We start from the raw sequence: 20,243 nt of genomic DNA on the forward strand, positions 1-20,243 counted from the left end.
GACGGGGACGCAACGTCACCCACACGTGTGGAAGTCGGGCCTCAAACCTCACGTTCCGGCCGGGCTCCCGAGGCTCCCGGACGGGCCCTCCCGGCCGACGCCCGCCCGCACCCCGACCCGTGTCCTGGTCGCCACCAACTGCCCGTCCTGCGGGTACGCGTGCCAGGTGCGCCACTGGACGTGGTCCTCGTGGCGCTGGGCGAGAAGGGCGGTGAAGGCGTGCGGGCTGCCGGGGAAGACGCCGGCCAGGCCGTTGGGGTGGTCGGCGACCAGGGCGAGGAGTTCCTGGGCGCGGCCGGCGAACTGACCCGGTGTCAGTACTTCGACGCGGGCGGCGAATTCGTACTCCCACTCGCCCACACGTTTGGCCACCCCCAGAGGGAGTGGGGTGCTGCTGCCGGGCAGGCAGGCCACCGTTTCCGAACAACAGCCCTGCTCCGCCTCCAGCAGCACCTGGTGCGAGGCGCCGAGCAGTCTCAACTGGAGCTTGGCGCCGGACAGTTCGAGGTCGAGCGTGGCGAGGGCGGGCAGCGGCTCACGCCCCAGGGCCCAGGCGAGATCGGCCGCGCGCGTGTCGGTGTAGGAGGTGTTCAGGGTCGTGAGCATGGATCGGCTCCGCGAAGACGCAAGGAGGGAGGGGCGGGTGACGCACCCCGGTAGACCTGGTCAGACCTCGTGGACCCGGTGGACACCGGGAGATCGGCCCCGGCCGGACCGGTCCGGGAGCGACGTCCTCACGGGACGTCCGTAGGGGTCCGAGGGGCTGCGTTGGTGATGTAGAGGGAATCATGAACGGTGGCGACGCCACAGCGTTTTTACCCAACTTCGTGGGGTTTCCATCCCTCAGGGGGCTCCGCAGCTCAATTGTTCAACCACAGCGTGCCCCGAAAACCCGGAAAAACATGGTGCGACCGCGGGGCGCGCCCTGGTCAGGGGCGGGCCCCGCGGTCCGGATGCGGCTCCCCCTCAGAGAGCTCAGCTGCCCCGTGTCAGCTGCCTCCACCGCATCCGCCGCCTCCTCCGCCGCACCCGCCGCCGCCCCCGCCGCAGGACGACCCGCCGCCGCACGACGAACCGCCACCGCAGGAGTGGCCCGAGTGGCCGCCGGAGTCACCCGAGTGGCCGTGGTGGCCCGAGTGGCCGCCGGACGACGAGCCGCTGTCGCCGCCGAACACCCACCAGCTCGTGGCGGCCGTGTCGGCTCCGCCGCCCGAGTCGCCGGACCGGCTGCCGGAGTGGCCGCGGCCCGCCGAGCCGCCGTGCGACCGCACCGGACGGCCGTAGGCGTGCCGGAGGCTCCTGCGGCGCGCGTTGACGACCAGCACCGTCGCGAAGAGCACGGCGATCACCGCCAGGATGATGCCCACGATCATGGCGTCACCCTCCTTCCGAATCCCCCGAAGCGGCCCCCCGTGGGCGCCTCGCGCAGCGCCCGAGCGCCTGCGTGAACGGGGGATGCCCGCCCGTCTCAGGTGCCAAAGCACACTTGAGGAAGTTCAGAGGGTTCTCCCGGAGCGACGGCCCCTGAGCTGCGAAGAAAGGCGTTTCAGGGGCCGCCCGGACGTCACTGGGCCGTCTGTGGGCCGTGATCTTCCTCCGAGACGTGCCGGAACAGGGAATCGATGGCGCGCCGGGCACGCTCGCGGCTGTCGGGCATCAGGTGGGCGTACACCCGCAGCGTCAGCGCCGGGTCAGCATGCCCCATGTACTCACTGACGGCCTTGATGTTCTCGCCTGCGTCCAGCAACGCGGAGGCGTAGAAGTGCCTCAGGGCGTGCATGCCGTGCTCGCGCGCCGACTCGTACTTGCCGTCGTCGTCCGCCTCTGGGATGAGCCCAGCGGTCGCGAGAGCGGGCTTCCACTCCTTGCCGTTGAAGTTGCTCCGCCACACCATGCCCCCTTGCTCAGCCGTGAAGATCAGCCGGGCGGACACCTTCGGTCCTTCCGGCACGTCCCATGGCAACGTGACCGCCATGGGCTTGCAGGCGTCCATGTGCGCACGGAGGGCTTCCGCCACGAAGTCGGGCAATGGGACGTCCCGCTTCTTGCCGCCCTTGGGCAGCGCGAACACCGGGTGCCCTTCCACCTGCTTGATCTGCCGGACCACGTGGAGCGTGCGGCCGTCGGAGTCGATAGCGTCCTCGGCAAGCCCGAACACCTCGCCCTGGCGCAGGCCGCATCCGGCCCCGACGTCGACCATCGCCTGGTACCGCTCATGAAGAGCCGCGCGAACGGCGAACACCTGAGCGGGCACCCACGGGACTACGGCGTGCGCGTCAGGCTTGGGTCGATGGCGTCCCTCGTCGTGGTGTAGCCGATCAAGGTGAGGGAGTGCGCCGGGGGCGTATGTCGATGGACATTCGCTCCCTGCCCGCAGGGTGGGCCATCGTGCAACTCTCCGTAGTGAACGGGCAGTTCAACGCGGGAGGTGCAGGATGGCCCTGTCTCAGCATGACTTACTCCGGCTGCTTGAGTCACTACGTTCGGCGGACGGGCTCGAACTGATCCGCCATGTGGCCGAGCGGATGCTCCAGGAGCTGATCGAGGCCGAGGCCACGGTCCGGATCGGTGCGGAGTGGAACGAGCACACCGACACGCGCACCGCGCTGCGCAACGGCCACCGCGACAAGACGCTCAGCACCCAGGCCGGCGACCTGGACCTCGCGATCCCCAAGCTGCGGTCGGGGAGCTTCTTCCCCGCGCTGCTGGAGCGACGCCGCCGCATCGACCAGGCCCTGTATTCGGTCGTCATGGAGGCTTACGTCCATGGCGTCTCCACGCGGTCGGTCGACGACCTGGTCAAGGCCCTCGGCGCGGACACCGGAATATCAAAGAGCGAGGTCTCGCGGATCTGCCAGGACCTGGACGGTCAGCTGACCGCGTTCCGTGCCCGGCCCCTGGACCACGTCCGCTTCCCGTACGTCTATCTGGACGCGACCTACTGCAAGGCGCGGGTCGAGCACCAGATCGTCTCGCGAGCCGTGGTGATCGCCACCGGGATCACCGAGGACGGCGGTCGGGAGGTACTGGGTGTGATGGTCGGCGACAGCGAGACCGAGGTGTTCTGGACCGAGTTCCTGCGTCACCTGCGCGAACGCGGTCTGACCGGGGTCCGGCTCGTCATCGGCGACCACCACCTGGGGCTGGTCAAAGCCATCCGCAAGGTCATGCTCGGCGCCGCCTACCAGCGCTGCAGGGTCCACTTCCTGCGCAACGTGTTCAGTGTGATCAACAAGGAAGCGGCCGAGATGGCCGCCGCCACGATCCGCACGATCTTCGCCCAGCCCACCGCGGATGCGGTCCGCACCCAGTTCGACACCGTCGCCGACATGCTCGGCACACAGTTCCCCAAGGTCAAAGACATGCTGCTGGAGGCGAAGGACGACCTGACCGCCTTCGCCGCCTTCCCCGAGCGACATTGGAAGAAGATCCAGTCCACCAACCCGCTGGAGCGGATCAACCGCGAGGTCAAACGCCGCACCGACGTCGTCCAGGTCTTCCCCAACGACGACGCACTCCTGCGGCTGGTCACCGCCGTGCTCTTCGAACTGCACGACGAATGGATCGCCTTCCCCCGCCGCTACCTCCCCGAAGGCAGCATGGACCAGCTCTACCCCGCCCAGCGCCCCGAAAGCACCCCCGCGCTACCCAACACCACCAACACGACCGCCGAATGATCGGCTACACCACGACAAGTGACACGACCCTCTTCGGCGTTCCCCACAGTCGTCAGCATCCGCCACCCTCTTCTCTCTAAGAGCCGCACTGACCTGCGGTAATGCGCTCTTAGTAGCGGGGCTTGTGTGGACGCTGCGGACGCTGGTGGACGCTATACATTTTGTTTAGCGTCCACAGGGAAAGTGCAGGTCAGCGAGGCTCTGACACACTCGTTGGACGCTGCGGACGCTGTTTTTCCTCAACTCTCTAGGGCGGGCGAAGAGGACGGCTTTTCAGAGGGGGCGGGACGCGGTGTGAACGGCCGTCCGCCCTCCTCTGAAAAGCCTTGGGTGCCCTCACGGCCGGAGCGGCCCGGCGGCATGTGCCCACTCCAGCCGTCTGCTCGCTGGAGGGCCCTCAAGACGGCATTCCAGGCGGGCCGTCGGCACAGGCTCTCGCTTGGAGCCGTGGACGCTACTGGGTAGTGGGGCGGAGCACCCCAGTAGACCCCCCAGTAGCGCGCTCACAGGTCTTCTACTGGGGTCTTTCTACTGGGGAACCCACTACCCAGTAGCCGCCACCGTACGGGAGCTCCCATGGCGAGTGGGCACCCAAAGAACGCCCGCCCGAAGGGCGGTCCTTCTTGTCTCTCTTCCCACGCCGGCGGCTGCCAGCCCTTCCCCGCCGGCACCCGCATGTCTTGTCGCTTGTCGCCTTCAAGGAACGCCCCTGCGGTTGCGTGAGGGCGGAAACCCCGTCTGACTGCAACCCGACAAGTGACAAGACAAGCGACAAGCAGCACGACAAGCCCCGGTCGCGCCCGCTGCGGACCTTGAGTGTCAGGGATTGCGTACCACAGCCCCATCGCTGCTCATGGACGGATGATCTCACGCGAGTCGCCGCAGGCAGCCGCCACCGCTTATGCAGCAGGCAGTTTGATCACGACTCAATACAGGCCCTAATTGCCCGCCATTCACTCGCAGGTCTGCGTGATGTGGCGACGGGCTAGGTCATCAGGAGAGGCCTACGCCTGGCTCCAATAGGGGTCCCGCCCACCAGTGCAGACGAGGACCGCTTCATTGAAGTTCTTCTGCGTGTTGCTGCTGAAACTCCCAGGGCTGATGGTCCCCACAGCGCGCCATTTATCTGGAATTCCAGTCGACGTCCACAAAGTGGCCTTCACTGACGAATTGTTCACATACGAGTAGATGTAGTAGGGGTTGCCCGCCAGTTGGTAGCTGTAGAGCTGGAAGCACTCGTAGGTCTTTCCGGTCGTGAGCCTGGGAACGTTGAACTGTGTGCCGGCGTACAGGCAGAGGTTGCCGTCCGCGCAGCCTCCGGTAGCCGCTGATGCCGGACTTGCCGTTGCAAGCGCGCCCCCAGCCATGAGCGCCATTGATGCCAGCACCATGGCACCTCTCTTCCAGGATCTGGCTGCCGTACCAGAAGGCCCGGGTATCGAAGCGACGGTCGCCGCCTCCCTGGGGAGGTTCATGGTCATGTAGTCCTACTCTCTGTTCAGCGTGCCTGAGTGAAGTGCTCGGGCTTCTGGTTCAGTACACGTTTCAGAGCGATCTCCAGACAGGCGGGTTTTGGTCAAGTTGATCTAAACGCGTGGCCTAATAAGCATCTGAGAGGGCGGTATGTAATTGCATAGGCGATTTGCCGTCACCTGAAGGTGTGGCAGCACGGTATCCCGGCCGGTCGGCGGGCTCGGGCGTGCTGGGCTGAGCACCGTGAGCGAGCGCAAGCCCTACAAGACCGACCTGTCCCAACATCAACAACACCCGCCTAAAGCTCAAGCGGCTCGCCCAGCGCGGGATCGTGGCCGAGACCGAGCAGGGCTTGTTCACCCAGCCGCGGCCGTAACCGCCAGGCGACGTCACCGCCGATCCGCACGCTCCTCCCGAAAGCGTGAAACGGACATCAAGTCACGTACCGCCCTCTCAGGCGCCTGTATCGGGCCGCTTCCAGGGTCTGCCCAGATGGCTCGCTAACCGCTAACGTGCTGGTCACCAATGGTTTTGGCCGCTAGCGGGGGCGCTAGCGTTAGCGGTCCCTGCCGCTAACGCTAGAGGCTCGTCGCGGCCCGGGGCCGGGCCGTCTGTGGGCCGTCCGAGAGCGGCCAACGACGACAGACGACGACAGCTCTTCCTCTGCTCAGAGAGGGTGCGTTGGGTACCGTCGCAGGCGGAAAACTCCGAACGTGAGTTGAGGAAGTCCAGAGCTTCGGCGCAGGATGACCGGCATGGACTCCACCTCACGCCCCCTCCTCAACCGCCGTCTCGCCGAGTTCGGGACGACGATCTTCGCCGAGATGTCCGCCCTGGCGGTGGCGACCGGGTCGATCAACCTCGGGCAGGGCTTCCCCGACCGGGACGGCCCCGAGGAGATCCGGGAGGCGGCGGTGCGGGCGCTGCGGGACGGGCGCGGCAACCAGTACCCGCCGGGCCCGGGCGTCCCCGAGCTGCGCGCGGCGATCGCCCTGCACCAGTCCCGCCGCTACGGGCTGTCCTACGACCCCGACACCGAGGTCCTGGTCACCGCGGGCGCCACCGAGGCCATCGCTGCCGCCCTGCTGGCCCTGCTGGAGCCGGGCGACGAGGTGGTGGCCCTGGAGCCGTACTACGACTCCTACGCCGCCTGCATCGCCATGGCGGGCGCCTCGCGCGTCCCGGTCACCCTGCGCCCGGACCCCGAGCGGGCCCGGTTCCGGCTCGACCTGGACGAGCTGCGCGACGCGGTCACGGACCGCACCCGGCTGCTGCTGATCAACACCCCGCACAATCCGACCGGCACGGTGCTCACCCGCGCGGAGCTGACCGCGATCGCCGAGCTGGCGGTGGAGCGGGACCTGCTGGTCGTCACGGACGAGGTGTACGAGCACCTGGTGTTCGACGGGGCGGAGCACATCCCGCTGGCCGGCCTGCCCGGGATGCGCGAGCGCACGGTGACGATCGGCTCGGCCGGCAAGACCTTCTCGTTCACGGGCTGGAAGGTCGGCTGGGTCACCGCGGCCCCCGGCCTGGTCGCGGCGGTGCGCTCGGCGAAGCAGTTCCTGACGTACGTGTCGTCCGGCCCGTTCCAGTACGCGGTCGCCGAGGCCCTGGCCCTGCCCGACACCTACTTCGACGCCTTCCGCGCGGACATGCTCGCCAAGCGCGACCTATTGGCGGCGGGGCTGGCGGAGGCGGGCTTCTCGGTCTTCAGTCCGGCCGGCACCTACTTCGTCACCACCGACATCCGGCCCCTCGGGGAGAGCGACGGCTTCGCCTTCTGCCGCGCCCTGCCGGAGCGCGCGGGCGTGGTCGCGATCCCCAACGCCGTCTTCTACGACCACAAGGACGCGGGCGCGCCTTATGTCCGCTTCGCTTTCTGCAAGCGGACAGGCGTGCTGGAGGAGGCCGTATCCCGGCTCAAGTCGCTGGCCGCGTAACAGTACGGTCTGGGCTCGTCCGTGGACCTCAGCCCCGCATCGGAAAAGTCACGTGTCAGCAGACACCATCGCGACGCATGACCATGACGCCGGCAAGCGCTTCGGTGACACGGAACTGCACATCGCCCTCCTCCGGCACAGTCTCCCCTCTCACTCCGGTCGGCCTGGCACCTGCATCGTCTGCGGTGCAGGTGCCAGGTCCGCTCCGCCTTCTGGATCGGTGCTGGACATCATGACCGGATGCCAGGAGTGCTCAGGTGTCGTAGACGGTGGAGCGATGCCCGACGTGTACGACCCACACCACCAGCTCGCCGTTGTCGATTGTGTAGATCACGCGGTAGTCGCCAACCCGTAGGCGGCGCCGGTCGGGCTGGGAGACGAGGGCCGTGGTGCTGAACCCCATCGGGTCGCTCTCCAGCTCAGTCAGCTTGGCCAGAATGCGGAGGGCCATGTCTCGCGGGACCTTGCGGAGTTCGGCCTGAGCCTCGGCTCGGAAGACGGTGCGGTACTCACTCACTGCGCGCCAGCGTCTCCCTCATGATGTCCTCGATCGGGATGCCGGGTGTCGGGTTGGTCATGCGCTCGTCGATGATCCGGTTGATCTCGCGCTCTTCCCACTCCTGGTATTTGCGCAGCACCTCGATGGACACCACGGCGGCGACCTGCTTGCCGCGCCGGGTGATCACGGTAGGCACGTCGTCCCGGTCGGCCCGCTCCACGACCTCGGCCAGGTGCGCCCGGACATCACGGATGGACTCTATGGGCATTGGTTGCGTCATGCGCCCAAGGGTACCGAGTGTTCTATGTGTACACAACAGCTCACTGCCGCTCGGGGTGTAGACCTGTGGCCCGCACGCGAATGAGTGCGTGAACGAGGAGTCGCCTGAGTCACCGCGGCCCCCGGCCTGGTCGCGGCGGTGCGCTCGGCGAAGCAGTTCCTGACGTACGTGTCGTCCGGCCCGTTCCAGTACGCGGTCGCCGAGGCCCTGGCCCTGCCCGACACCTACTTCGACGCCTTCCGCGCGGACATGCTCGCCAAGCGCGACCTATTGGCGGCGGGGCTGGCGGAGGCGGGCTTCTCGGTCTTCAGTCCGGCCGGCACCTACTTCGTCACCACCGACATCCGGCCCCTCGGGGAGAGCGACGGCTTCGCCTTCTGCCGCGCCCTGCCGGAGCGCGCGGGCGTGGTCGCGATCCCCAACGCCGTCTTCTACGACCACAAGGACGCGGGCGCGCCCTATGTCCGCTTCGCTTTCTGCAAGCGCACCGAGGTACTGACGGACGCGACGGAACGGCTCCGCAAGGCATTCGCGCACTGACCGCTGTCATCCGGGGCCAAGTCGGCCCTTGATCTCTTGCGCCCCCACGCCAACAATGCACATGACAATATGGCCTGCAAGAGGGGACCCCCCACGTGAGAAAGCCTCTCGTCGCCGCGATCTTCGCTCTGGCCGTCGCCGGGGCGGGCGCGGCGCCCGCGGTCGCTGCGCCCGTCGGCGCCGGGCCCGCGGCCACGGCGGCCGAGCCGACGCTCAAGGCCGTCAGCCTCGCCGGCACCGTGGCGCTCAGCAACTGCTCCGGCTCGCTCGTCCGCTTCCCGGACTCCGTGGACACCGACCCGGCGCTGGTGCTCTCCAACGGCCACTGCAGCCGGCTGATGGACCCGGGCGAGGTGATCACCAACCGGCCGGCCAACCGCCCGTTCGGCCTGCTCGACTCCTCGGGCGCTCAGGTCGCCACGCTGAACGCCGCCAAGCTGGCGTACGCAACGATGACCGACACGGACGTGGCGATCTACGAGCTCACCACCACCTACGCGGCGATCAAGACCTCCTACGGGGTGTCGGCGCTGACGGTGCGGGACACGCACCCGACCGCCGGTACCGCCGTCACCGTGGCGTCCGGCGCCTGGAAGAAGCTCCTGGACTGCACCATCGACGGGTTCGTGCATCGCCTCAAGGAGGGCAGGTGGACCTGGAAGGACTCGGTCCGCTACACCTCCGCGTGCCAGACCATCGGCGGCACCTCCGGCTCGCCGGTGATCGACCAGGCCACCGGTGAGGTGGTCGCCGTCCACAACACGGGCAACGAGAACGGGGCGTCCTGCACGGTGGACAACCCCTGCGAGGTGGACCAGGAGGGAAGCGTCACCGTCCGCAAGGGCATCAACTACGGCCAGCAGACCTACCAGATCCCGGCCTGCTTCGGGACCGGCAACCAGCTGGACCTCAGCGCCGCCGGGTGCACCCTGCCGAAGCCGTAGCGCCCGGCCCTCGGGTCCGGATCGATTCGCACGTGTCCGTCCAGGAGCTCCTGACGTGTCCGTCCAGGAGCTCCTGACGGTGTCCGCCGTGACGCTCAGTTCACGTTGACCGCGCTCCAGGCCGCCGCCACCGTGGTGAACTCCGTGCCGCCCGCGCCGTAGAGGTCCCGGGCCGCGTTCAGGGTGGCGGTCCTCGCTCCCGCGTAGTTCGTGGAGGACGTCATGTAGACGGTCAGGGCGCGGTACCAGATCGCGCCGAGCTTGGCGCGGCCGATGCCGGTGACGGTCGAACCGCCGTACGTCGGGGAGTCGTAGGTGACCCCGTTGATCGTCTTGGCGCCGCTGCCCTCGGCGAGGAGATAGGCGAAGTGGTTGGCGACCCCGGACGAGAAGTGGACGCTGAGGTTGGCGACCGAACTGTTCCAGTAGTCCGCCGAGCCGCCGTCCCTGCTCGGCCTGTCCATGTAGCGCAGGGCGTCCCGCCCGAGGCCGGGGCGGACGACCTTCTCGCCGATCAGGTAGTCGCCGGTGTCCTGCTCGTTCCCCGCGTAGAACTCGACCAGCGTTCCGAAGATGTCGGACGTGGCCTCGTTCAGGCCGCCGGACTCGCCCGAGTAGAGCAGTCCGGCGGTTCTCGAGGTCACGCCGTGGGACATCTCGTGGGCGGCCACGTCCAGCCCCACCATCGGTCCGAAATGGGTGCCGTTGCCGTCGCCGTAGGTCATGCAGAAGCAGTCGTCGTTCCAGAAGGCGTTGGAGTAGCCGGTGCCGTAGTGGACGCGGTTGTAGGAGCCCTTGCCGTCGTTGCCGATGCCGTTGCGGCCGTGGACGTTCTTGTAGTAGTCCCAGGTCACGTCGCTGCCGTACTGGGCGTCGACAGCGGCTGTCGAGCGGTCGGCGGTCGTGCCCGAGCCCCAGTGGTTGTCGTCGTCCGTGAAGAGGGTGACGGGGGCGCGGCTGCTGCAGCCGCTGCGGGTGCACACGTCGGTCCTGTCGGCCGCGTCACCGGTGTAGGTGCCACCCCGCGTGGGGTCCTTGAGCTGGTACGTCGACCCCGAGAGGGTCGTCTCCAGCGCGAGCGTGCCGCTGTAGAGGGACTGGCCGTCGCCGGTGGCCGTCTCGATGCCGTCCCAGGCGTCGATCCGGACACCGGTGCGGGCGTCGGTCAGCACCGCCCGGGCGACCGGGTTGCCGAGCGAGTCCAGCCCGGCGGCATGGGTGCGCCAGGCCAGTCTCGGGGCACCGTGCAGGGTGTCGACGACGAGCCGGGGCTGGGCCTTGACCTGCTGAAGCGTGTCGCCCGGGTGGGCCGCGCGCAGGGCGTGCACGGCGAGGTCGGCCGCCCTGGGGGCCGGCACCTTCGGGGTGGTGCTCGGCAGCGAGATCTCCGCCCTCGTCGCCCGGTCGGCGCCGCGGTATGTGCCGTCGGGGGCCAGGTGGACGACGAAGTCACCGCCGAGGACGGGGAGTTGGTGGTAGGTACGGTCGTAGCGAACGTGCTGGGCGCCGTCCTTGTCCACGATCACGTCCCGCACGGAGGCCTCCTGCGCGGAGGTGAGGCCCAGGGCCGCGGCCCGGTCGGCGAGGACCGCCGCCGCGTTGTCGAGGGCGGTGGCGCGGGTCGGCCTGTCGGCCGCGTCGGCGGCCGGGGAGAGTAAGGCGGCCACGAGCGTGGCGGTGGTGGCGGCGATGCCGGCGGTGGCGAGACGGGAACCTCGGACATGCTGCCGTATCCGACTCATCAGTGTCTTCTGTCTCCTGGAGAAGGCGCCGTGGGGGCGCGTGGGGGGGTGGGCGCCCGGGGGATGGCACAGGAGGGGCACCGGGGAGCCGCGCCGGGGGCGGCGCTGATCTCGTCCTGGCATTCAAGAGGGCGCAGTCCTGTCATGTCCAGGTCTACCGCGCCGAAGTGTTCCTCGAAGGCGTGCGCGGGCTGCAAAAAAGGTAGGCGGGGCTTGCGTCCACAGTCTGTGGACGCAAGCCCCGCCTACCGACGGGCTGACCTGCCGCGGGGGGGACCTACTCGTCGCCCTCCCCGGGCTCGCCGTCCGTGCCGTCGACGTCCTTCTCCAGGCCCAGCTGCTCCACCAGCCACTTGTCGAACTCGATGGCGGCGCGCACCCAGCTCACCGTGGAGGAGACGAACAGCTCGATGTTCACCCCGGCGCCGATCAGCAGCTGCGCCTCGCCGATGAGGCGGACGGTGCCGTCGTCGTGGGTGTGCGTGTAGACCTTGGGCCACAGGGTGCGCCGGTTCCAGTCGTCGATCGCCTCCAGCAGCGGCTGCTTGTCGTCGATCTGGTGCGGCCGGTCGTAGAACGTCCGCACCGAGTAGACCGCCTGGTCACCCTCGCCGCGGAACATGAAGTACGTGCGGAACTCCTCCCACGGCGCCGCGAGGTCACCCTCGTCGTCGACGACGTACTTCAGCTCCATCTGGTCGAGGAGCTGCTTCACGAGGTCCTGATCCGGGACTACGGGGCCCGCCGGTCCCTGGGGCTGCGGCTCGGGCTGCTGGCCCCCGAAGTTCGGAATCGAGGACGGGTCGATGCTCACCGAAATTTCCCTTCGTACGGATCCTGCCATCCTCCCCCATCCGGGGAGGGGGGTGGCAAGCCCCGCCCCCCAGGGTTCACCTCAGGTTGGGGCGATTCCGCTGAGAGCGTGGGGGCGGCGGTCGGGTGGTGCGATGATCCGCCCATGGCCCTGAGACGAGAGATCCGCTGGCTGCTGTGGACGCTGTGGTGGGGGTGCCTGGTCTTCTCGCTGTGGTTCTTCTGGATGGTGTACGTCGTCTTCACGACCGACACCTGAGCGCGCCGGCCCCCGAGGGACACGGGGGCCGGCGTCTGGGCGTGACTACAGGGTCTTCGTGGGCTTCGGGCCCACGATCAGGTCCTCGCCGAAGGTGTCCACGCGGACCGTGTCGCCGTCCTTGACCTCGCCGGAGAGGATCTCCCTGGCGAGGCGGTCGCCGATGGCCGTCTGGACCAGGCGGCGCAGCGGGCGGGCGCCGTACGCCGGGTCGTTGCCCTCGTCGGCGAGCCAGGCGAGGGCCGCGTCGGTGACCTCCAGGGTGAGGCGGCGGTCGGCGAGGCGGCGGGCGAGGCGGTCGATCTGGAGGCGGGCGATCCGGCCCAGCTCGTCCTTGGACAGGGCGGAGAAGACCACCAGGTCGTCGAGGCGGTTGAGGAACTCCGGCTTGAAGGACGCCCGGACCACCTCCAGCACCTGTTCCTTCTTCTCCGCCTCCGTGGAGACCGGGTCGACCAGGTACTGGCTGCCCAGGTTCGACGTCAGGACCAGGATCGCGTTGCGGAAGTCGACCGTGCGGCCCTGGCCGTCGGTGAGGCGGCCGTCGTCGAGGACCTGCAGCAGGACGTCGAAGACCTCGGGGTGGGCCTTCTCGACCTCGTCCAGGAGGACCACGCTGTACGGACGGCGGCGGACCGCCTCGGTGAGCTGGCCGCCCTCCTCGTACCCGACGTAGCCGGGCGGCGCGCCGACGAGCCGGGCGACGCTGTGCTTCTCGCCGTACTCCGACATGTCGATGCGGATCATGGCCCGCTCGTCGTCGAAGAGGAAGTCGGCGAGGGCCTTGGCCAGCTCGGTCTTGCCGACGCCGGTGGGACCGAGGAAGAGGAACGAGCCGGTCGGGCGGTCGGGGTCGGCGATGCCCGCGCGGGAGCGCCGTACGGCGTCCGAGACGGCCTGGACGGCTTCCGCCTGGCCGATCAGCCGGCGGCCCAGCTCGGCCTCCATGCGGAGCAGCTTCTGCGTCTCGCCCTCCAGGAGGCGGCCCGCCGGGATGCCGGTCCAGGCGGCGACGACGTCGGCGATGTCGTCGGAGCCGACCTCCTCCTTGACCATGGTGCCTCTGGCAGCCTCCTCCTCGGCCTCGGTGGCGGCCTCCAGGTCGCGCTCCAGGGCCGGGATCTCGCCGTACAGCAGCTTGCCCGCGGTGTCGAAGTCGGCCTCGCGCTGGGCGCGCTCGGCCTGCCCGCGCAGGTCGTCGAGCTTCTCCTTCAGCTCGCCGACCCGGTTGAGGGACTGCTTCTCCTTCTCCCAGCGGGCGGTCAGACCGCGCAGCTCCTCCTCCTTGTCGGCGAGGTCGCGGCGCAGCTTCTCCAGGCGTTCGCGGGAGGCGGCGTCGGTCTCCTTGCCGATGGCCAGCTCCTCCATCTTCAGCCGGTCCACGGACCGCTGGAGCTCGTCGATCTCGACCGGCGAGGAGTCGATCTCCATCCGGAGGCGGGAGGCGGCCTCGTCGACGAGGTCGATGGCCTTGTCGGGCAGGAAGCGGGAGGTGATGTACCGGTCGGAGAGGGTCGCGGCCGCGACCAGCGCGCTGTCGGCGATCTGGACCTTGTGGTGGGCCTCGTAGCGGCCCTTGAGTCCGCGCAGGATGGCGATGGTGTCCTCGACGGTGGGCTCCGCGACCAGGACCTGCTGGAAGCGCCGCTCCAGGGCGGGGTCCTTCTCGATCCGCTCGCGGTACTCGTCGAGCGTGGTCGCGCCGACCATGCGCAGCTCACCGCGGGCGAGCATCGGCTTGAGCATGTTGCCGGCGTCCATCGCGGAGTCGCCGCCGGCGCCCGCGCCGACGACCGTGTGCAGCTCGTCGATGAAGGTGATGATCTGGCCGTCGCTGTCCTTGATCTCGGCGAGGACGGTCTTCAGGCGCTCCTCGAACTCGCCCCGGTACTTGGCGCCGGCGACCATGGCGCCGAGGTCGAGGGAGACGAGCCGCTTGTCCTTCAGCGACTCCGGGACGTCGCCCTTCACGATGCGCTGGGCGAGGCCCTCGACGACGGCGGTCTTGCCGACGCCGGGCTCGCCGATGAGGACGGGGTTGTTCTTGGTGCGCCGGGAGAGGACCTGCACGACGCGGCGGATCTCCTGGTCCCGGCCGATGACCGGGTCGAGCTTGCCGTCGCGGGCGGCGGCGGTGAAGTCGGTGCCGAACTTCTCCAGGGCCTTGTACTGGCCCTCGGGGTCGGCGGTGGTGACCCGGCGTCCGCCGCGGGCCTTGCGGAAGGCGTCCTGGAGCCGGTCGGGGCCGGCGCCGTGCCGGCCGAGCACGTCGGCGGCCTGGCCGCCCTTCGCGGCGGTGCCGATCAGCAGGTGCTCGGTGGAGAGGAACTCGTCGCCCAGTTCCTGCGCGCGCGCCTGGGCGTCGGCGATCACGGCGAGCAGCTCACGGTTGGGCTGCGGGGGTGCCACGGTGGAGCCGGTCACGCTGGGCAGCCCCGCGAGCACGTGCTCGGTTCCGGCGCGGACGGCGGCCTGGTCGGCGCCGACCGCGGCGAGAAGATCGACGATGTTCTCGTTGTCCTGCCCCTGGAGCAGCGCGAGCAGCAGGTGGGCAGGGGTGAGGTCGGGGTGTCCCCCCGACACGGCACGGTTACTGGCCGCGTTGATCGCGTCCCGGCTCCGGTTGGTCAGCTCGGCGTCCACGTTCGCTGTCTCCTCCTTGCGTCAGCCGTCTCCCTTGTCTGACTGTTCCAGCGTACACAAAGTTGAGTCTATTCCGCTCAATGTTGGGGGCAGGGCTTCGCCCGCGTGCGGTGAGGGCGGGAGGGGCGGAACGACGGGCCGGGGCTGATCCAAACCCGGCACCCGTGCCGTGCGGCGTTTTCCGGCCACGGCACATGGGTTTCGACATCCGCAGAAACGCGGAAATGTCCCCCTGAAACTGCAGCGGCGTCACCGTGTTCAGGTCACGGTGACGCCGCTGCGGGGGGAAGCGCCTGAGGCGATCTGTTACGACGGGGGAATCGCGTCAGGCACTGCGGGGGGTGGCTGAGATGGTGCGCGGGGCGGCCTGGGGAGCCGGCTCCGACAACTGGTGGTCGCGCTGATCCAGGTTCACGAAGATCATTCCGTACCGGATCGCGCACCGGACGGGCTGCGGCGCCCCCCGGGGCCGCCGCAGGCACCGATAGGCCCGGACGTCGTCCTCCTCGTCCCGGGTGACGACCACCGGTTCTCCGAACACGGTCACCATCAACGAGTCACCACTGTGGGGGATGGCGGTGACCAGGTCGATGAAGTGCCAGCCGGAGCGGTAGGCGGTGGCCATCTCGCGGCGGAAGGAGCGGTCGTCGGGTGGTGTACTCACGTCAGCTCCACGCGGTGTCTGCCGGGTAGACAGAAGCAACCTCGTCGCCACCGGCCGCGGCCGACCATGCCGTGTCGCGCTGCGGCTCGCTGGTCCCGCCGGACAGGCCGGTCAGCGCTCCGAAGGCCAGAACGGCGGAGAAGGCGGCGACAAGTACTGAGCGAAGCATTTTGTTCCGCATATTCGGCTTCGTCCTCACTTGAAGTTCCCCTTTCCCCCGACGAGTAAGACGATGGCTCATTCGGGCACGTCATGGCCACACGATCGGTGCATCATGTTCCTGCATGTTCAGGACCCTGGGGGGTGGAGATTTGGCAACGAATCGAATAAATGGGACACATCCCCACGCCATGACCGACCTGTGCGAGGAAGGAAGCCGCCTATACGCGGACGCACTTCGCACCGGACGCATCGCCCGCGTGGACGTGGAGCCCGCCCCTTGCCTGATGGAGCTCGCTCTGTTGTACCCCGACGCCGATGACGCGAACTGGCTGCGTCCGGTTCCCCCTTCGATCGCCCTGGCCCAGCGGCTCAATCCCCTCGAACGCGAGATCACCGAGCGCCGACGGCTCTCCGTCGAGCTGGCCGAGGCGTTCGAACCGTTCATGGCGCTCAGCGCCCCGCCGACGACCTCCACCCCCTCGATCACCCTGCTCGAAGGCCTCGACCACATCAACGGGGCGCTGGACCTCGCCGCCTCGCAGTGCCGGAACGAGGTGCTGTCGATCCAGCCGAGCCACCGCCACCCGGAACGCAGGCTCATCGAGGCGCTGGAACGCGACAAGCCGCTGATCGAACGCGGCGTGCGGATCCGGACCCTCTACCAGCACACGGCCCGCTACAGCCCCGAACGGCTCGCTTGGGTGGACCAGTTCGCCGACGGCAAGGCGGAGTACCGCACCATCGACGAACTGGTCGAGCGGCTGATCATCTGTGACGAGACAGTGGCGTTCATCCCGATCCGCGACGACCGCCAGGTCGCCCTGGAGATCCGCCACGCCGGACTGGTCCGCTACCTCATCAAGGTGTTCGAGTTCATGTGGAACCGGGCCGTCCCGCTGAGCGCCGGAGCGCCCTACGAGACCGCCCCCGACGGTCTCACCGACATCCAGCACTCCATCGCCAAACTCCTCGTCGAGGGCCACGTCGACGAGGCCATCGCCCGCCGGCTCGGGATGAACGTCCGCACCTGCCGCGCCCACATCGCCAAGCTCGCCACCGCCCTGGGCAGCGGCAGCCGGGCCCAGCTCGGCTACCTCATCGCGCAGTCGGGGATCCTGGACCGGGACGAGTGAGGTGACGGTCTCCCGAAGAGGGCGCGGATGAGGAGCGAGGTGCACCACCCCACCGAAGAGGTGTGCGAGCCGGGACCGGGGCTCTGCGCCCACGCCCTGCGCGAGGGCCGGGTGCCCCGGGCCGAGGCCGGGCACACCCCCTGTCTGCTCGTCGCCCGGCTGCTGCGGCCGGACCGCGACGACGCCGGCCTGCGGAACCTGGCCACCCCGATGTACCCCGAGGCCGTGCGCCAGCAGGCCCAGAACGGTGTCACCCCCCGTCGGCGGGCCATCGCCGCCCTCCTCGTCGAGGGCCACACGGACACCGTCGTCGCCGACCGCCTCGGCATGAACGTCCGCACCGCCCGCCGTCGCCCTGCACCGCGCGCTGCGGCCCCTCGCGGACCGCGTGGTGGACGAACGGCGGCACACGGCACGGCTGGTGGAGACGTTCGAACCGCTGCCCCGGCTCGCCCCGGGCCCCGGGGCCGGACCGGAGGCGTCCGCCATCGGCGTCCTGAGCGGCCATGGCCGCATCAACGACGCCATCACCTCTGGCGGGCATCCCGCAGCACTCCGGTACTTCGCCTCGGCCTTCGCACGTCTCCGGAACCTGGCCACCCCGATGTACCCCGAGGCCGTGCGGCAGCCGGCCCACGACAGGGTCACCCCCCGCCGGCGGGCCATCGCCGCCCTCCTCGTCGAGGGCCACACGGACACCGTCATCGCCGACCGCCTCGGCATGAACGTCCGCACCGCACGCGTCCACATCGCCGGACCCGCCGCCCGCCTCGGCAGCGAGAGCCGCGCCCAGCTCGGCCACCTCATCGCACGCTCAGGAATCCTCGACCAGGAAAGAGACCCGACTTGACATCCTCCTCGCCCTAAAGGACGGGGATTCCTGGCTCACGTTGGCTGGGGACCAGCGGTCCGCCAGCTCTTACACGATCAGCACCAGCCGGGTTGAGACCAGCCCGGACCAGCATCACGCGGGCGGAGTTCTTGTCCCGGGGGGACACGGCTCCGCACGCGGTGCACAGGTAGGTACGTTCCGAAAGAGGTAGTGCGTGCTTGGTTCTCGCTCCGCACTGCGCGCAGTCCATGGTGGTGTGCGCGGGATGCACGAGACGGATGTCCCGCCCATGCTTGCGGCCCATCTCGATCAGGGCCGTCCTGGTGGCGCCGATCGCCGCGTCGGCGGCCTTGCGGGCCATGGTGGACTTCGCGAGGAACTTCGGGCGAAAGTCCTCCACCGCGATGGCGTCGTGGTCGCGCACGACGGTCTTGGCCCACTTGCGGGCGGTGTCCTGCCGCTGCCGGGCGACCTTCTTGTGCAGCTTCGCGGTCTGCGCCTGGGCTTGCCGATAGCCGTTGGACGCGGCCTGTCCGGGCGATGGCTTCCGGCGGGCCATCATCCGCTGGTACCGGGCGAGTTTCTGCGCGGCGGTCTTCCCGTGTTGCGGGTGGGGGAGGTCGTGGGCGTCGGATGTGGTGGTGGCGGTTTCCTTGACGCCCCAGTCCACGCCGAGCACCCGCCCGGTGGCGGGGAGCGGCTGTACCTGGGTGGCGACGACGAACGAGGCGTACCAGTGGCCGAGGCTGTCGCGGTACACGCGCACGCTCGACGGCGTGGACGGCAGGTCGCGGGACCACACCACGGTCAGCGCGATCCCGCCCGCCAGGTGCAGGCGGCCGTCCTTCAGCCGGAAGCCGCGGGTGGTGTAGTTCAGCGTGGGCAGCGCGTCCCGCTTGCGCTTGGTGCGGGGCATCCCGGCGCGCTGCCGCACCGGCTGCTTCGCCTTGATGTCCTTGAGCGCCTTGGCGCGGGACTTGGCGAAGTCGCGGATGGTCTGCTGCTGCGGCACCGACGCGCCCTCCCGCAGCCAGGCCATCGCGCCCCGCGCATCGGTCAGCAGCTTGTCCAGCTGCGCCGGACCGCACGTCACTTTGTCGTCCGGGTTGGCGCGGTTCGCGGCGTGGACCTTGCGGGACATGGCCACGCACTCGTTCCACACCCACCGGCAGCGCGCCCACTCGGCCATGAGGCCCGTGCGGGCGGCCGACGACACGCGAAGCCGGTAGGTGTACCGGGCGTGCCCGGCATCCCCCACAACTTCCTGTCGTGTCGTCATGACACCACCGTATCACTACAATTGGGGCATGAAACATGAAGAAGTACGCATCACGCTCCGCCTGCCCGCAGACATCCACGCGTGGCTCGTTGCCGCCGCCAAGCGCGACCGGCGGTCCCTCAACTCCGAGATCGTCCACCGGCTGGAGGTCGGGCGCGACAACGCCCCGGCAGACGACCAATCGCCCTGACGGCGATTGCTCTATCCCATGCCCCGCTACGCGGGAGCTTCGCTTCCTCCCCGGCCTGAAGGCCGGGGCATCCTCGAAGGAAACACGGTGAACGCGCCGCCGCACCCCCCTCACGGCGTGGCCGAACTCTGTGCCCAGGGCAGCCGTCTCTACGAACTGGCCCTGCGCGAGGGCCATCTGACCGCCGGTGACGCCGAGTCGGCCCCCTGTCTGCTCGACCTCGGCCTCCTGCACCCGGCCGTCGACGACCTGGGCCGGCTGGAGCCCGTCGCCCCCGCCGTCGCCCTGCACCGCCGGCTGCACGCCTCCGCGGCCCGCATCGCCGAGGAACGGCGCCACGAGGAGCGGCTGGTCACGCTCTTCGAACCCCTCATGCGGCTCACCGGCAGCCACACCGCCCCCGCGGAGTCCGCCGCCCTGCGCATCCTCAGCGGCAACGAGCAGATCAACGAGGCCATCACCGAGGCCATGGACGAGATGCGCGAGGAGCTGCTCTGCATCCAGCCGCGGACCGGCCTCGACACCGAACGGGCCGCCGCCGCCATGGAGATCGCCCGTCGGCGCGACCAGGCGGTGCTCGACCGCGGCTGCCGCATCCGCACCCTCTACCAGCACACCACCCGGCACATCCACGTCATCATCGGCCACTACGAGCTGCTGAGCGGCGACGCCGAGGCGCGCGGCCTCGACGAGGTCACCGATCGCCTGATCGTCGTCGACCGCACGGTGGCCTTCCTCCCCGCCAACGAGGACGGCACCCTCGCCCTGGAGATCCGGCAGCCTGCCCTGATCTCCTTCCTGGCCACCGCGTTCGACCGGCTGTGGCGGCTGGCCACCCCGATGTACCCCCAGGCGGTCCAGCGCCCCTCGCTCAACGGCGTGACCCCCCGGCAGCGGGCCATCGCCGCCCTCCTCGTCGAGGGCCACACCGACTCCGTGATCGCGGCCCGCCTCGGCATGAACATCCGTACGGCCCGTGTCCACATCGCCAAACTCGCCGCCGGCCTCGGCAGCGAGAGCCGCGCCCAGCTCGGCTACCTCATCGGCCGGTCGGGGATCCTCGACCAGGAAGCGCATCCGGAAGCACCTCGGTAACCCCGGCACCGGGCCCCGGCCCGGACACCTGGGCCGCCCCGAAGACCTGGGCCGGCCCGGACACCTGCCCCGACC

General features: G+C 69.4%; 18 protein-coding genes and 3 pseudogenes. 9 read left to right on the forward strand and 12 right to left on the reverse strand.

The annotated features are described in order from the left end of the window. Positions 1–48: 48 nt before the first annotated feature. The 3 genes and pseudogenes from AQJ58_RS32590 to AQJ58_RS32600 all read right to left on the reverse strand — a co-directional run. On the reverse strand, positions 49–606 hold the full coding sequence (locus AQJ58_RS32590) for a DUF2617 family protein (RefSeq protein WP_067256663.1): 558 nt from the start codon (positions 604–606) through the stop codon (positions 49–51). Positions 607–989: 383 nt separating this feature from the next. Continuing rightward, positions 990–1,373 carry a hypothetical protein gene (locus AQJ58_RS32595; protein WP_067256665.1) on the reverse strand — a complete coding sequence of 128 codons (384 nt, stop codon included), beginning with the start codon at positions 1,371–1,373 and terminating at the stop codon, positions 990–992. 191 nt (positions 1,374–1,564) lie between these two features. Further along, a pseudogene (locus AQJ58_RS32600) lies at positions 1,565–2,287 on the reverse strand (tyrosine-type recombinase/integrase); the annotation flags it as partial. Between the two features lie 148 nt (positions 2,288–2,435). On the opposite strand from AQJ58_RS32600, the gene AQJ58_RS32605 reads away from it, so the two are divergent. Continuing rightward, the gene (locus AQJ58_RS32605; RefSeq protein WP_067256667.1) at positions 2,436–3,677 is read left to right on the forward strand and encodes an IS256 family transposase; all 1,242 of its coding nucleotides are present in this window, start codon (positions 2,436–2,438) and stop codon (positions 3,675–3,677) included. Between the two features lie 1,004 nt (positions 3,678–4,681). On the opposite strand, the gene AQJ58_RS43555 is transcribed toward AQJ58_RS32605, so the two are convergent. After that, on the reverse strand, positions 4,682–5,158 hold the full coding sequence (locus AQJ58_RS43555; protein ID WP_159056357.1) for a proteinase inhibitor I36 SMPI: 477 nt from the start codon (positions 5,156–5,158) through the stop codon (positions 4,682–4,684). A gap of 738 nt (positions 5,159–5,896) precedes the next feature. Between AQJ58_RS43555 and AQJ58_RS32610 the strand changes: the two genes are divergently transcribed. Then, the gene (locus AQJ58_RS32610; protein ID WP_067256668.1) at positions 5,897–7,093 is read left to right on the forward strand and encodes a pyridoxal phosphate-dependent aminotransferase; all 1,197 of its coding nucleotides are present in this window, start codon (positions 5,897–5,899) and stop codon (positions 7,091–7,093) included. A 253-nt stretch (positions 7,094–7,346) separates the two neighbouring features. Here the strand turns inward: AQJ58_RS32610 and AQJ58_RS32615 are convergent, their stop codons facing one another. Further along, positions 7,347–7,610, reverse strand: coding sequence for a type II toxin-antitoxin system RelE family toxin (locus AQJ58_RS32615; RefSeq protein ID WP_067256670.1), 264 nt, complete (start codon positions 7,608–7,610; stop codon positions 7,347–7,349). After that, positions 7,603–7,872: a type II toxin-antitoxin system Phd/YefM family antitoxin gene (locus tag AQJ58_RS32620; protein ID WP_027734289.1), complete on the reverse strand. Its 270-nt coding sequence runs from the start codon at positions 7,870–7,872 to the stop codon at positions 7,603–7,605. The genes AQJ58_RS32615 and AQJ58_RS32620 overlap by 8 nt, the downstream gene beginning before the upstream one ends. Before the next feature lie 108 nt (positions 7,873–7,980). On the opposite strand from AQJ58_RS32620, the pseudogene AQJ58_RS32625 reads away from it, so the two are divergent. Both AQJ58_RS32625 and AQJ58_RS32630 read left to right on the forward strand, forming a co-directional pair. Beyond that, positions 7,981–8,412 (forward strand): annotated as a pseudogene (locus AQJ58_RS32625) (aminotransferase class I/II-fold pyridoxal phosphate-dependent enzyme); the annotation flags it as partial. Between the two features lie 95 nt (positions 8,413–8,507). Then, positions 8,508–9,356 carry a S1 family peptidase gene (locus AQJ58_RS32630; protein ID WP_067256672.1) on the forward strand — a complete coding sequence of 283 codons (849 nt, stop codon included), beginning with the start codon at positions 8,508–8,510 and terminating at the stop codon, positions 9,354–9,356. Positions 9,357–9,451: 95 nt separating this feature from the next. Here the strand turns inward: AQJ58_RS32630 and AQJ58_RS32635 are convergent, their stop codons facing one another. From AQJ58_RS32635 to AQJ58_RS44005, 5 genes are all read right to left on the reverse strand, one after another. Next, positions 9,452–11,098, reverse strand: a complete 1,647-nt coding sequence (locus AQJ58_RS32635) for a M4 family metallopeptidase (protein WP_067256673.1) — start codon at positions 11,096–11,098, stop codon at positions 9,452–9,454. 277 nt (positions 11,099–11,375) lie between these two features. Then, positions 11,376–11,912 carry a YbjN domain-containing protein gene (locus AQJ58_RS32640; RefSeq protein WP_067256675.1) on the reverse strand — a complete coding sequence of 179 codons (537 nt, stop codon included), beginning with the start codon at positions 11,910–11,912 and terminating at the stop codon, positions 11,376–11,378. A 303-nt stretch (positions 11,913–12,215) separates the two neighbouring features. Further along, the gene (gene clpB, locus AQJ58_RS32645; protein WP_067256677.1) at positions 12,216–14,813 is read right to left on the reverse strand and encodes an ATP-dependent chaperone ClpB; all 2,598 of its coding nucleotides are present in this window, start codon (positions 14,811–14,813) and stop codon (positions 12,216–12,218) included. A gap of 325 nt (positions 14,814–15,138) precedes the next feature. Then, positions 15,139–15,477, reverse strand: a complete 339-nt coding sequence (locus tag AQJ58_RS32650; RefSeq protein WP_067256679.1) for a Rieske (2Fe-2S) protein — start codon at positions 15,475–15,477, stop codon at positions 15,139–15,141. A 1-nt stretch (position 15,478) separates the two neighbouring features. Further along, positions 15,479–15,646 carry a hypothetical protein gene (locus tag AQJ58_RS44005; RefSeq protein WP_199844739.1) on the reverse strand — a complete coding sequence of 56 codons (168 nt, stop codon included), beginning with the start codon at positions 15,644–15,646 and terminating at the stop codon, positions 15,479–15,481. A gap of 115 nt (positions 15,647–15,761) precedes the next feature. On the opposite strand from AQJ58_RS44005, the gene AQJ58_RS32660 reads away from it, so the two are divergent. From AQJ58_RS32660 to AQJ58_RS42940, 3 genes and pseudogenes are all read left to right on the forward strand, one after another. Further along, positions 15,762–16,772 carry a helix-turn-helix domain-containing protein gene (locus AQJ58_RS32660; RefSeq protein ID WP_199844740.1) on the forward strand — a complete coding sequence of 337 codons (1,011 nt, stop codon included), beginning with the start codon at positions 15,762–15,764 and terminating at the stop codon, positions 16,770–16,772. 189 nt (positions 16,773–16,961) lie between these two features. After that, positions 16,962–17,144, forward strand: a pseudogene (locus AQJ58_RS46050) (helix-turn-helix domain-containing protein); the annotation flags it as partial. A 19-nt stretch (positions 17,145–17,163) separates the two neighbouring features. After that, positions 17,164–17,622, forward strand: a complete 459-nt coding sequence (locus AQJ58_RS42940) for a helix-turn-helix transcriptional regulator (RefSeq protein ID WP_067256685.1) — start codon at positions 17,164–17,166, stop codon at positions 17,620–17,622. A 13-nt stretch (positions 17,623–17,635) separates the two neighbouring features. On the opposite strand, the gene AQJ58_RS32670 is transcribed toward AQJ58_RS42940, so the two are convergent. Next, positions 17,636–18,883: an RNA-guided endonuclease InsQ/TnpB family protein gene (locus AQJ58_RS32670; RefSeq protein ID WP_199844741.1), complete on the reverse strand. Its 1,248-nt coding sequence runs from the start codon at positions 18,881–18,883 to the stop codon at positions 17,636–17,638. A gap of 28 nt (positions 18,884–18,911) precedes the next feature. On the opposite strand from AQJ58_RS32670, the gene AQJ58_RS42945 reads away from it, so the two are divergent. Then, positions 18,912–19,073, forward strand: a complete 162-nt coding sequence (locus AQJ58_RS42945) for an Arc family DNA-binding protein (RefSeq protein ID WP_107122209.1) — start codon at positions 18,912–18,914, stop codon at positions 19,071–19,073. Between the two features lie 117 nt (positions 19,074–19,190). After that, on the forward strand, positions 19,191–20,168 hold the full coding sequence (locus AQJ58_RS32675) for a helix-turn-helix transcriptional regulator (RefSeq protein ID WP_420712196.1): 978 nt from the start codon (positions 19,191–19,193) through the stop codon (positions 20,166–20,168). The last annotated feature ends 75 nt before the right edge of the window (positions 20,169–20,243 follow it).

This window comes from Streptomyces sp. DSM 15324, from assembly GCF_001514285.1.
GTDB lineage: Bacteria > Actinomycetota > Actinomycetes > Streptomycetales > Streptomycetaceae > Streptomyces.